Origin of the sequence: Achromobacter marplatensis (assembly GCF_049060505.1) — a bacterium.
Classification (GTDB): Bacteria; Pseudomonadota; Gammaproteobacteria; order Burkholderiales; family Burkholderiaceae_B; genus Achromobacter; species Achromobacter marplatensis_A.
Map to the genome: position 1 here is coordinate 134,142 of NZ_JBMGRB010000001.1, position 11,711 is coordinate 145,852.

Below are 11,711 nucleotides of genomic sequence, written 5' to 3' on the forward strand. Positions count from 1 at the left end.
CGCAATCCGACAGGAAGACACGCATGGATTTCATCTACACCGAAGAACAGCGCATGTTGGCCGACAGCCTGCGCCGCCTGGTCGACCAGGCATGGACGTATCCCCAGCGCCGCGCCCGCCAGGCAAGCGGCACGCTGGACCCCAAGGCCTGGAGCGCGCTGGCCGAACTGGGCGTCTTGGGCCTGACGATTTCACAGGACTTTGGCGGATTCGGCGAAGTGCCGGCCAGCCTGCTGCCGGTGCATGTGGAACTGGGCCGCGGGCTGGTGTCCGAACCGGTCATTCCCAGCGCGGTCATGGGCGCGGCGCTGCTGGACGCCTGCGGCGATGCCACGCGCGGCCACTGGCTGCCTGCCATCGCATCGGGCGAGGCCATCGTCAGCGTGGCCTACCAGGAACCTGGCCGCCGCTACGACACCGTTCCGCAGAACTGCCGCGCCGTCAAGACCGCCGAAGGCTGGCGGCTGGATGGCGTCAAGCACCTGGTATGGCATGGCGCCGCAGCGACGGCATGGCTGGTCAGCGCACAAGGCGCCGACGGGCAGACCGTGCTGCTGGCGGTGCCGTCCGATTCGGCCGGTGTGCGGGTGACCGATACGCCCACGTTGGACGGCGCGCGCTGCGCCCGCCTGGACCTGGACGCGGTGGGCTTGCCCGCCGATGCCTTGCTGGCCGAAGGGCCGGCCGCGGACGCAGCGCTGGCGCAAGCCTTGCAATGGGGCACGGCAGCGCTGTGCGCGCATGCGGCGGGCGCCATGGAACGCCTGCTGGAGATCACGGTCGACTATCTGAAGACGCGCAAGCAGTTCGGGCAGCCGCTGGCGTCGTTCCAGGCCTTGCAGCATCGGCTGGCCGAGATGCTGGTGGCCAAGGAACTGGCCTTGTCGATGGCCTATGTGGCGGTTGCCGCCTTGACCGAGCCGGATGCCGCGCAGCGCCGCCGCATGATCGCGTCGGCCAAGCTGGAAGCCGCGCGCGCCGGGCGTCAGGTGGCGCAGATGGCCGTGCAATTGCACGGCGGCATGGGCATGACCGACGAACTGGATGTAGGCGACTATTTCAAACGGCTGACGGTGGTGGACCAACTGCTGGGCGACACGGCCGAGCAACTGGCCGTTCTGGAGGAACTGGCATGAGCGCAACCGCATCCCATCCGCCCCAAGGGGGCGAATACACCCAGATCCGCTTTACGCTGGACCGCGGCGTGGGCGTTATCACGCTTGACCGCCCCGACCGGTTGAACAGCTTCACCGAAGTCATGCACGCCGAGCTGGCGCGCGCGCTGGACGCCATGGAGGCTGATCCGGGCCTGCGCGGCCTGGTCATCACGGGGGCGGGCCGCGGTTTTTGCGCCGGGCAGGATCTAAGCGAGCGCAAGCCCGCTGAGGACGGTTCACGTCGTGACCTGAGCCAGATGCTCGAGAAATGCTACCGGCCGCTGATCACGCGCCTGCGCGCGTTGCCCGTGCCGGTGGTGTGCGTGATGAACGGCGTGGCGGCCGGCGCGGGTGCCAGCCTGGTGCTGGCCTGCGACGTGGTGTTCGCCGTGGAATCGGCGCGCTTCATTCAGGCCTTCAGCAAGATCGGCTTGCTGCCTGACGCCGGCGGCACGTGGTTCCTGCCTCGGCTGGTGGGGTCGGCCCGCGCGATGGGGGCGGCGCTGTTCGGCGAAGCGGTCAGCGCCCGGCAGGCGGAATCCTGGGGCTTGATCTGGCGCGTGGTGCCCGACGACGCGCTGGCCGCCACGGTGTCGGACGTGACGGCGACCTTGGCGGCAGGACCCACGCGGGCCTATGCCGCGACCAAGGCGGCGCTGCATGCGTCCAGCGGCAACACGCTGGCGCAGCAGTTCGATCTGGAATGCCGTTTCCAGCGCGAACTCGGCTACACCGACGACTACCTGGAAGGGATGCGAGCCTTCGCTGAAAAGCGGCCGCCCGCGTTCACCGGCACGTGACGCCGCAGGCGGGTGCTGCGGGCGTCAGGGCGCCCGTGGCACCTGGATCTGTTCGATCAGTTCGCGCGCGCAGCCGGGCAGGGCGTCGATGTCGCGCACCAACAGCTTGCGTTCCCGCACCACCCACGGTTCGTCCAGTTCGACGACGCGCAGCTTGGTGTCGGCGCCGTAGCGGCGGGCGGCGGAGTCGGGGATGACGCCGATGCCGACGCCGGCCTGCACCATGCGGCAGATCGAATCGAAGCTATAGAGCTGGATGCGTTGCGGCAGGCGCTGCCCGCCGCGTTCCAGTTGGTCGCGCAGGAAGGCGACCAGCGTGGAGCCTTCGTGCATGGTGATGAACGGATAACGCACGGCGTCCACGAGCTTGACCTTTTCCTGGTCTTGCAAAGGGTGGCCGTTGGGCACCACCAGAACCAGCCGGTCGGTACTGAAGTGGATCGTCTGCAATTCGGGGGCGTCAACCGGCCCGGCCACGATGCCCAGGTCCGTGGTGCCGTCCAGCACGCCCCGCACGATGTCGCGCGTCAGGCGTTCTTGCAAGTCCACCGTGACCCCCGGATGGCCCGCCAGGAACTGCGCCAGGATGTCCGGCATGAACTCGGTGACCGCCGTGGTGTTGGCGAAGATCCGGATATGGCCGGCGTCGCCGTCGGACTGCTCCTGGAAATCGTGTTTCAGGTGGTCCACCTGGCGCATGATGACGCGGGCATGCTGTAGCAGCTTCTGGCCGGCGGGCGTGATTTCCACGCCACGGCTGTCGCGGTACAGCAATCGGGTATTGAGCTGGTTCTCCAGCGCTTTGATCCGCACGCTGACCGCGGCCAGGGACAAGTGCGCCCGTTTGGCCGCCTGGGTCAGGCTGGGGGATTCCGCGATGTGGATGAACAGGCGTAGGTCGGCAAGGTCGAAGTGCATGGGGCATATATTACGGCGCGCGGCGCCGGGGCTGGGCATGGGCCGTCGATTCAGGCGCCGCAAACCCCGCCTTGAGGAAAAACGAATTCACAACGGGGACGGCTTGCGGGCATGCTTGCAGCTGAGAAAACCCCACCAAAGGATATCGGCATGACTTCTACAGATCCGGCAGGCTGGATCGGCAGCGGCGAACGCAAGGCGGACGCAATGGACCCCGGCCATGCCGCGCGCATCGCGGCCACGCTGGGCGGCGCGGCGCCGGCCCCGGGCGAGTCCCTGCCGCCCCTGTGGCAATGGGCGTTTTTCATCAGCACGGTGGGGATGGAAGGGTTGGGGACAGATGGGCACCCCTCGCGCGGCGGTTTCCTGCCGCCGGCCCAGGACCGCAACCGCATGTGGGCCGGCGGCCGGGTGGAATTCCGCCAGCCGTTGAAGGTGGGCGTCCCGGCCGAACGCGTGTCGACCGTCGCCGACGTCAAAGAGAAAACGGGCCGCACCGGCGCGCTGTTGTTCGTGACCGTGCGCCACGAATACCACCAGGCGGGCCAGATCGTCATCCAGGAAGAGCAAGACATCGTCTACCGGCAGCCGTCGCCGCCGAAGCTTGTAGGCAGCGAGCCCGCGCCCGAGGCGCAATGGCGCGACACGGTCAACCCGTCTTCCGTGCTGCTGTTCCGCTATTCGGCGGTGACCTTCAATGGCCACCGCATCCATTACGACCATCCCTACGTGACGGGCACCGAGGGCTATCCCGGCCTGGTGGTGCACGGCCCGCTGATCGCCACCGAGATGGTGGCCGCTTTTACGCGCGCCCATCCCAAGGCCCGGCTTACGCACTTGTCGTACCGCGGCCTGCGTCCGTTGATTTCGCCCACGCCCTTCCAGGTGGCCGGCCGCTTGACCGAGCCGGGCGTGGCCCAGCTGTGGGCCGAGCAGGACGGCACGCTGGCCCACCAAGCTGAACTGAGGTTTACCGAATGAGCACGCAGGCCACCCGCCCCTTGGACGGCATCAACGTCGTCAGCCTTGAACACGCCATCGCCGCGCCATTCTGCACCCGCCAACTGGCGGACATGGGCGCGCGCGTCATCAAGATCGAACGCCCGGGCAGCGGCGACTTCGCCCGGGGCTACGACGAACGCGTGCGCGGCCTGTCCTCGCATTTCGTCTGGACCAACCGTTCCAAAGAGAGCCTGACGCTGGACCTTAAACGCGACGAAGCGGGCGGCATCATGGACCGCCTGCTGGAATCTGCCGATGTGCTGGTGCAGAATCTGGCGCCCGGTGCGGCCGCGCGGCTGGGGCTGTCGTTCGACGCCCTGCACAAGAAGTATCCACGCCTGATCGTGTGCGATATCTCGGGCTATGGCGAAGGCGGTCCCTACCAGGACAAGAAGGCCTATGACCTGCTGATCCAGAGCGAAAGCGGTTTCCTGTCCGTCACGGGCACCAAAGACGATCCCGTCAAGGCAGGATGCTCGATCGCCGACATCGCGGCGGGCATGTACGCCTATTCGGCCATCCTGAACGCCTTGCTGCTGCGCCAGAGAACCGGGTTGGGCAGCCGCCTGGACGTGTCCATGCTGGAAAGCATGGTCGAATGGATGGGCTTTCCCATGTATTACGCGTTCGAAGGCGCCGCGCCGCCCGTGCGTGCCGGTGCCGCCCATGCCTCTATCTACCCCTATGGGCCGTTCCCGGTGGGCGACGGCTCCACCATCATGCTGGGCCTGCAGAACGAGCGCGAATGGCGTGTTTTCTGCGCCCAGGTGCTGCGCCAGGCCGATCTGGCCGAAGACCCACGCTTCCTGTCGAATTCGCAGCGCACCGCCAACCGCGACGCGTTGCGTGACCTGATCGTGGCCGCCTTCGCCGACCTGTCCGTCGCGCAGGTCACGCAGCGGCTGGAAGACGCCCAGATCGCCAACGCGCGGGTGAACGACATGGCGGGCGTCTGGGCGCATCCGCAATTGCAGGCGCGTGCCCGCTGGAGCCAGGTCGACAGCCCCGCCGGCACGCTGCCGGCGCTGCTGCCGCCAGCCAGCAGCAACGCTTTCGCGCCGCGCATGGCCGCCGTGCCCGCGGTGGGCCAAAACACGGATGCGGTGCTAGCATCATTGGGATACGCGCCGGATCAGGTGGCGCAATTCCATGCCTCGGAGGTCGTGTGACGCATCCCGTCGTTCGTAGCGCCCTGTTCGTGCCGGCTTCGCGCGCCGAGCGCATCCCCAAAGCGCTGGCCGCCGGCGCGGACGCCGTCATCGTCGACCTGGAAGACGCCGTCGAGCATCTGGCCAAGGCGTCTGCCCGCGAAGCCCTGTGTGACTTCCTGGGGACGCATCGCCAGGCGCGCCTGTGGGTGCGCATCAACGACGCGTCCACGTCCTGGCACGACGACGACCTGAAAGCCTGCCGGGGTCACCCCGGCGTGGCCGGGATCCTGCTGCCCAAGGCCGAAAGCCTGGCGCAGGTTCGGCACGTGGCGCAGACGGGCCTGCCCGTCATCCCCATCCTTGAAACCGCCCGCGGCTTGCTGAACGCGGCCGAGGTCGCGGCCACCCCCGGTGTGGCGCGGCTGGCCTTCGGCAGCCTGGACTACGGGTTGGACATGGGCCTTACCCCCGACACGCCCGGCGCGGAAACCGTGCTGGACCACGCGCGGGTGCAGGTGTTGCTGCATACCCGGTCGGCCGGGCTCGCGCCCGCCCTTGATGGCGTGTTTCCCGGTGTACAGGATCAGGCCGGGCTGGCGCACGCGGCGGGCCGCGCGCAGCAGATGGGGTTCGGCGGCATGCTGTGCATCCATCCCACGCAGGTGCCGGTGATCCACGCGGCGTTCGTGCCGGCGCAAGAAGAGCTGGAGTGGGCGCGCCGCGTTGTCGCCGCCCATCGCGAGACGTCGGCGGGCACTTTCATGCTGGACGGCAAGATGGTCGACGCGCCGGTCATCGCCCGCGCGCGGCTGGTGCTGGCGCAAGCCGGGGAACACGGCGCGTAGCCCGAAAGATCGCCTATCCTCGGGGTTTCCTCTTTTCCACAGGCAGCAGCATGAGCGATGCGCTCTTCATCGGACACACCTATATCGACGTCACCGTGCTGGCCGACGAATGGCCCACGGGCGACGAAAAAAGCGTGGCGCGGGACTACGCGGTGTCCTTCGGCGGCAACGCCGTCACGGCGGCGTTCGCTTGCGCGCGGCTGGGCTCGCCACCCGACCTGGTCTGCTCGCTGGCGCCCGACTGGCTGGGACACATGTACACGGACATGGCCGCGGCCCACGGCGTGACGCTGCACGCGCGCCATGTGCGCCGTTCGTCCTTGTCCTTCATCATGCCCAACCACGGCAAGCGCGCCATCGTGCGCGCACGCGACGTGGACTACCTGAACGATTTCCCCCGCCTGGATATCAGCGGCTATCGCGCGCTGCATCTGGATGGGCATCAGCCCGACGCCGCGCTGCACTATGCGCGGGCGTGCCGGCAGGCAGGCGTGCTGACGTCGCTGGATGGCGGCGGCGTGCGCGAGAACACCGACGAGCTCTTGCGCTACATCGACATCGCCGTCTGCGCAGAGCGCATGTGCGAACAGCTGGGCCTGACGCCGGAGGGTCTGCTGGATCTGCTAAAGGCGCGCGGTTGCCGTATTGGCGCCGTGACCCTGGGCGAACGAGGCATGCTCTGGTACGACGAGACAGGCCATGTCGACGTATTGCCGTCGCTGGACGTGCCGGGCAATCGCATCGTTGACACTTCGGGGGCGGGCGACGTGTTCCACGGCGCCTATGTGTGGTCGTACCTGAACCGTCCGGATCAACCCTGGGCAGAGCACTTCACGTTCGCGCGGGCGGCGTCCGCGCACAAGATCCAGCACCTGGGCAATGAAGCCGGGCTGCCCAAAGTGGAAGACGTGGAGCGGGCCATGATGGCGTTCGCGGCCAAGGCGGGGTAATGGCGTTCGCAGCCAAGGCGGGTAATGGTGTTCGCGGCGACGGTTGGATGTTGGGTTGCGCGCGCTTTCGGCCAACGTCTTTGGCCTGATTTTCTCGCACTCCACCCATCCTGCAAAACTGTGCCTACACACCCGTAGGATGGGTGGAGCGCGAGAAAATCAAGATCGGGAAATGGGCGCCAATCGCGCGCAACCCATCATCGCCCCTTGCTATTCAACGACCCGTTCAATCGCCTGATCGTGGATTGCGTCGATCCATTCGCCGATCGGCTTGCCCTGCACCGCCATGTCCGGCGCCAGATCACGCAGCGGCAGCAATACGAAGGCGCGCAAGTGCATGCGGGGGTGGGGCAGGATCAGTCGTTCGTGATCCAGCTGCGTGTTGTCATATGCCAGCAAGTCCAGGTCCAGCGTGCGCGGGGCGTTCTTGTAGGGACGCAGGCGGCCGTGGCTGTTTTCCAGCGCTTGCAGCACATCCAGCAAGGCCAGCGGCGGCAGGCGTGTGTCCAATGCCGCCACGGCGTTCACGAAATCAGGGCCGGTGGCGTCCACCGGCGCGCTGCGGTAGAACGGCGACGCTGTCACTGCGGTGATGCCGTCGGTCGCCTGCAGTTCGGCCAGCACGCGGCGCAGGGTGGCCGCGCTGTCGCCAAGGTTGGCGCCCAGGCCGATATAGGCGCGGACGATGGCGGGCGGCATCGTGTTATTCGGCGCTGGCGGGGCCGCGTGGCGCCGAGCGGCGCGGACGGCGACGTTTGCGCGGGGACGACGAAGCAGGCGGAGCACCGAAGCCGCCGCCGCCACCGCCGTCGCCGGGTTCGCGCGGCAGGCGCGAGACTTCTTCGATCATGTCGGCGCGCAAGACGTCGTCGGCGTTGGCCAGGTCCATCCACCACTGCGCCAGCACGCTGTCGAACTCGCCGGCGGCGGCGCGCAGCTGCAGGAAATCGCACGCGGCGCGGAAGCGCGGCTGTTCGATCATGCGGAAGATGGTCTTGCCCATGCGGCGTTCAAAACGCGGTTGCATGAACCAGATCTCGCGCATGTCGGACGAGAAGCGGCGCTGGATGGCCAGCTTCTCGGTCTGCTCGTCCAGCACGGAATCCGCCGCTTGCGACAACGCGGGAATGGTGTGTTCGCCTTGGGCGCGCAACTGCTTCCAGCGCACATCGACCTGCTGCCACAGCAACGCGGCAAACAGGAAGCTGGGGCTGATCGTCTTGCCGGCCCGCACGCGCGCGTCGGTGCGTTCCAGCGCCAGTTCCACGAAGTGCTCGCCACCGGGCTGCTCCAGCACCACGTCCAGTAGCGGCAACAGGCCGTTATGCAGCCCGTCGGCGCGCAGTTGGCGCAGGCAGTCCATCGCGTGGCCGCAGGTCAGCAGCTTGAGCATTTCGTCGAACAGGCGGGACGCCGGCACGTTTTCGATGAGCTCGGCCATGGTGCTGATCGGCTGGCGCGTCGCCGGGTCGATCGTGCCGTTGAGCTTGGCGGCGAAGCGCACCGCGCGCAGCATGCGCACCGGATCTTCGCGGTAGCGCTTGACCGGGTCGCCGATGATGCGGACCTGGCGCTTCTTCAAGTCGGCCACGCCATTGTGGTAGTCAATGACTTCCTCGTTGTGCGGGTCGTAGTACAGCGCGTTCATCGTGAAGTCGCGCCGCTTGGCGTCTTCTTCCTGCGAACCGAACACGTTGTCGCGCAGGATGCGGCCGTGCTCGTCGGTCTCTTGCTCTTCCGAAGCGGGAGCGCGGAACGTCGAGGTTTCGATGATCTCCTGGCCGAACACCACGTGCACGAGCTGGAAACGGCGGCCGATGATGCGGGCGCGGCGGAACAGCGGGCGGATCTGTTCGGGCGTGGCATTGGTGGCCACGTCGAAGTCCTTGGGCTCCAGGCCCACGATCAGGTCGCGCACGGCGCCGCCGACGATATAGCCTTCATAGCCGTGCTGGCGCAAGACTTCGCAGACCTTGATGGCGTGGCGCGAAACGTTACGGCGGTCAATGCCGTGTTTGTCGCGCGTGATGCGCAACGGCCCCCGGGCTGCCGGCGCGAACAAGCGGCCGACGAATTTTTTTATGGTTTCAGTGATCATTTAGGACTTCGAATCTTCCATGTGGTCGAATAAGTCGATCACTTGCCAGCCGCGTTCCTGGGCGATATTGCGCAGGGTCGGGCTGGGGTTGGCGGCGATCGGACGGGTCACCTTTTCGAGCAGCGGTACATCATTGACGGAATCGCTATAGAAAAACGATTCGGGGAAATCCGCAAGCCCTAGCCCCATATTGGACAGCCAATCGTTCACGCGCACCACTTTGCCTTCCTTGAAGCTGGGCGTGCCCAGAATGCGGCCGGTGTAGCGGCCGCGCAGGTATTCGGCATCGGTGGCAACCAGGTGCGGCACGCCGAAGGCGCGCGCGATGGGAGCGGTGACGAAGCTGTTGGTGGCGGTGACGATGGCGCACAGGTCGCCGGCGTCCAGGTGGGCTTGCACCAGACCGCGTGCGTCGGCGGTGATGGACGGGCGGATCACTTCACGCATGAAATCCTCATGCCAGTCCGCCAGGTCGTAGGGGGAATGCGCCGCCAGCAGGCCAAGCATGAATTCGGCGGCCTGCTCGGCAGTGAGTTCGCCGCGGTTGTAGCGGTCCATCAGGTCGTCGTTCTGACGGCGGGCGATGTCGGGGTCTCCCGCGCGGCCCGTGCGTGCCAGATAGTCGGCCCATTGATAGTCGCTATCCAGCGGCAGCAGGGTGTGATCCAGGTCGAACAGGGCGAGACGTCGGGTGGTCATGTGCGTTGCGAATCAGGGTCTGCGAGCATGGCCCGCAGCAAGGGCAGGGTGATGGGACGGCCGGTGGCCAGGGAATAGCGGTCCAGCGCGTCGATCAGCGCGGCCAGTTTGCGGATGTCGCGCTCGTGGTGGATCAACATCCAGTTGATGATTTCGGGTGCCAGGTGCATGCCGCGCTCGGACGCCTGGGCGGACAGCGCGGCCAGCTTGTCGGCGTCCGACAGCGGGTCCAGGCGGAACACGAGGTCCCAGCCCAGACGGGTGCGCAGGTCTTCGCGCAGCGGCATCGACAGCGGAGCGCGGTCGCCGGCCAGGGCCAGCGCAAACGCGCGGCCCGTGGCTGCGGATTCGCGCCAGCGGTTATACAGCGCAAACAGGGCGGCCTGGCGGCTGTCGTCCATGCGGTGCACGTCGTCCACCGCCACGAACTTCGGCATGGGCGATTTGGAATCGGCTTCGGCCAGTCGGCGCAGCATCATCTCGCCTTTGGCGGGATCGACGAAGACGGCATCGGGGCGGGCCGTCAGCGCGCGCAGCAGATGGGTCCGGCCGCAGCCCGCGGCGCCCCAGATATACAGGGCGCGGCCCGGATTGAGCGCGCGCACGGCTGCCAGCGCTTCCCCGTTGGGGCCGGCGATATAGTTGTTCAGCGATGGCGCTGGCGCGGGAAGAACGTCGAGCAGCAGCTGGCGGTTCATGAGAGTTATCGATCAGGCTTGCAGCGTCGCGAGGACATGCCGGTGTTGCCGGAAAAGCCAAAAAACGGTGATACAACGGGCCGGCGCAAGATTAACCCGCCAGAAACTGGCAAAATCCATACCGGCCAACCCAACACTTTAAACCACCTGGGTAGATAGTGTCGCGCCAAGCGCTTTGCCTGGCTTGGGTTTGCGCCATTTTTGCCCGTCAGCCGGCCCGGCCGGCTTCCGCCGCGATCGCCGCGCCCGGCCAGCATGAACCCTGCGCAGGCCCGCAACATCGTAAAATGCAGGGCGTTCCACCAAATTCCCAGCAATTGTTACATACCCCACGGCATTTCTCATGACGAATCAACCTAAAGCCCCCTTGACCTACCGCGATGCCGGTGTCGACATCGACGCGGGCGACGCCCTGGTCGACCGTATCAAACCCCTCGCCGCGCGCACCATGCGCCCCGGGGTGCTGGCCGGTATCGGCGGCTTTGGCGCCCTGTTCGAAGTGCCGAAGAAGTACAACGAGCCCGTGCTGGTGTCGGGCACCGATGGCGTGGGCACCAAGCTGCGCCTGGCGTTCGAGTGGAACCGCCACGACACCGTGGGTATCGACCTGGTCGCGATGAGCGTCAACGACATCCTGGTCCAGGGCGCCGAACCCCTGTTCTTCCTGGATTACTTCGCCTGCGGCAAGCTTTCGGTGGACACGGCGGCGTCGGTGGTGGGCGGCATTGCCAAGGGCTGCGAATTGTCGGGCTGCGCGCTGATCGGCGGCGAAACCGCTGAAATGCCGGGCATGTATCCGGACGGCGAATACGACCTGGCCGGTTTCGCGGTGGGCGCGGTGGAAAAGTCCGCGATCATCGACGGCAAATCCATCAAGCCGGGCGACGTGGTGCTGGGCCTGGCCTCCAGCGGCGTGCACTCGAACGGTTTTTCGCTGGTGCGCAAGATCATCGAACGCGCCGACGCCAAGCCCACCGACGACTTCCACGGTCAGCCGCTGGTTGACGTCGTCATGGCGCCCACGCGCATCTACGTCAAGCAAGTGCTGGCCGCGTTGGCCAAACACGGCACCAGCATCAAGGGCCTGGCCCACATCACCGGCGGCGGCCTGCTGGACAACGTGCCGCGCATCTTGCAGCCCGGCCTGTCGGCCAAGCTGCACCGCGATGGCTGGGAAATGCCCAAGCTGTTCCAGTGGCTACAAGAGCAGGGCGGCGTTGAAGACACCGAAATGCACCGCGTTTTCAACTGCGGCATCGGCATGGTGCTGGTGGTGGACGCGGCCCAGGCCGACGCCATCGCCGCGACCCTGCGCGAGCAAGGCGAAACCGTCAACAAGATCGGCGAAATCGTCGAACAGACGGAAGGCATGGCGCAGACCTTCGTGGTGTAA

General features: G+C 66.8%; 12 protein-coding genes. 7 read left to right on the top strand and 5 right to left on the bottom strand.

The window, feature by feature from the left end; genetic code table 11:
• The first annotated feature begins 23 nt into the window (after nt 1–23).
• A complete protein-coding gene (locus tag ACI0FO_RS00585; RefSeq protein WP_416023350.1) occupies nt 24–1,136 on the top strand; it encodes an acyl-CoA dehydrogenase family protein in 1,113 nt (370 codons plus the stop codon).
• Nucleotides 1,133–1,957, top strand: coding sequence for a 2-(1,2-epoxy-1,2-dihydrophenyl)acetyl-CoA isomerase PaaG (gene paaG / locus ACI0FO_RS00590; protein WP_416023352.1), 825 nt, complete (start codon nt 1,133–1,135; stop codon nt 1,955–1,957). The genes ACI0FO_RS00585 and paaG overlap by 4 nt, the downstream gene beginning before the upstream one ends.
• 24 nt (nt 1,958–1,981) lie before the next feature.
• Here the strand turns inward: paaG and ACI0FO_RS00595 are convergent, their stop codons facing one another.
• Nucleotides 1,982–2,875, bottom strand: coding sequence for a LysR substrate-binding domain-containing protein (locus tag ACI0FO_RS00595; RefSeq protein WP_416023353.1), 894 nt, complete (start codon nt 2,873–2,875; stop codon nt 1,982–1,984).
• 150 nt (nt 2,876–3,025) lie between these two features.
• Between ACI0FO_RS00595 and ACI0FO_RS00600 the strand changes: the two genes are divergently transcribed.
• Genes ACI0FO_RS00600 through ACI0FO_RS00615 form a run of 4 tightly spaced genes read left to right on the top strand, consistent with a single transcriptional unit; the run spans nt 3,026 to nt 6,823 of the window.
• Complete coding sequence (locus ACI0FO_RS00600; RefSeq protein WP_416023355.1) at nt 3,026–3,856, top strand: FAS1-like dehydratase domain-containing protein; 831 nt, start codon at nt 3,026–3,028, stop codon at nt 3,854–3,856.
• Nucleotides 3,853–5,046: a CaiB/BaiF CoA transferase family protein gene (locus ACI0FO_RS00605; protein ID WP_416023357.1), complete on the top strand. Its 1,194-nt coding sequence runs from the start codon at nt 3,853–3,855 to the stop codon at nt 5,044–5,046. The genes ACI0FO_RS00600 and ACI0FO_RS00605 overlap by 4 nt, the downstream gene beginning before the upstream one ends.
• The gene (locus tag ACI0FO_RS00610) at nt 5,043–5,873 is read left to right on the top strand and encodes an HpcH/HpaI aldolase/citrate lyase family protein (RefSeq protein ID WP_416023359.1); all 831 of its coding nucleotides are present in this window, start codon (nt 5,043–5,045) and stop codon (nt 5,871–5,873) included. Before ACI0FO_RS00605 ends, ACI0FO_RS00610 begins: the two co-directional genes overlap by 4 nt.
• A 50-nt stretch (nt 5,874–5,923) precedes the next feature.
• Nucleotides 5,924–6,823, top strand: a complete 900-nt coding sequence (locus ACI0FO_RS00615; protein ID WP_416023361.1) for a sugar kinase — start codon at nt 5,924–5,926, stop codon at nt 6,821–6,823.
• A gap of 210 nt (nt 6,824–7,033) precedes the next feature.
• Here the strand turns inward: ACI0FO_RS00615 and ACI0FO_RS00620 are convergent, their stop codons facing one another.
• Genes ACI0FO_RS00620 through hda form a run of 4 tightly spaced genes read right to left on the bottom strand, consistent with a single transcriptional unit; the run spans nt 7,034 to nt 10,318 of the window.
• The gene (locus ACI0FO_RS00620; protein WP_416023363.1) at nt 7,034–7,522 is read right to left on the bottom strand and encodes a 2-amino-4-hydroxy-6-hydroxymethyldihydropteridine diphosphokinase; all 489 of its coding nucleotides are present in this window, start codon (nt 7,520–7,522) and stop codon (nt 7,034–7,036) included.
• Between the two features lie 4 nt (nt 7,523–7,526).
• The gene (gene pcnB / locus ACI0FO_RS00625; protein WP_416023365.1) at nt 7,527–8,921 is read right to left on the bottom strand and encodes a polynucleotide adenylyltransferase PcnB; all 1,395 of its coding nucleotides are present in this window, start codon (nt 8,919–8,921) and stop codon (nt 7,527–7,529) included.
• Nucleotides 8,922–9,620: an HAD family hydrolase gene (locus ACI0FO_RS00630; RefSeq protein WP_105555426.1), complete on the bottom strand. Its 699-nt coding sequence runs from the start codon at nt 9,618–9,620 to the stop codon at nt 8,922–8,924. It abuts the gene before it with no gap.
• Nucleotides 9,617–10,318 carry a DnaA regulatory inactivator Hda gene (gene hda, locus ACI0FO_RS00635; protein WP_416023367.1) on the bottom strand — a complete coding sequence of 234 codons (702 nt, stop codon included), beginning with the start codon at nt 10,316–10,318 and terminating at the stop codon, nt 9,617–9,619. Before hda ends, ACI0FO_RS00630 begins: the two co-directional genes overlap by 4 nt.
• Nucleotides 10,319–10,661: 343 nt before the next feature.
• Here hda and purM point away from each other — a divergent pair, with 343 nt between their 5' ends.
• Nucleotides 10,662–11,711 (top strand): phosphoribosylformylglycinamidine cyclo-ligase, encoded by a 1,050-nt coding sequence (gene purM / locus ACI0FO_RS00640; protein WP_310034719.1) that lies wholly within the window; start codon nt 10,662–10,664, stop codon nt 11,709–11,711.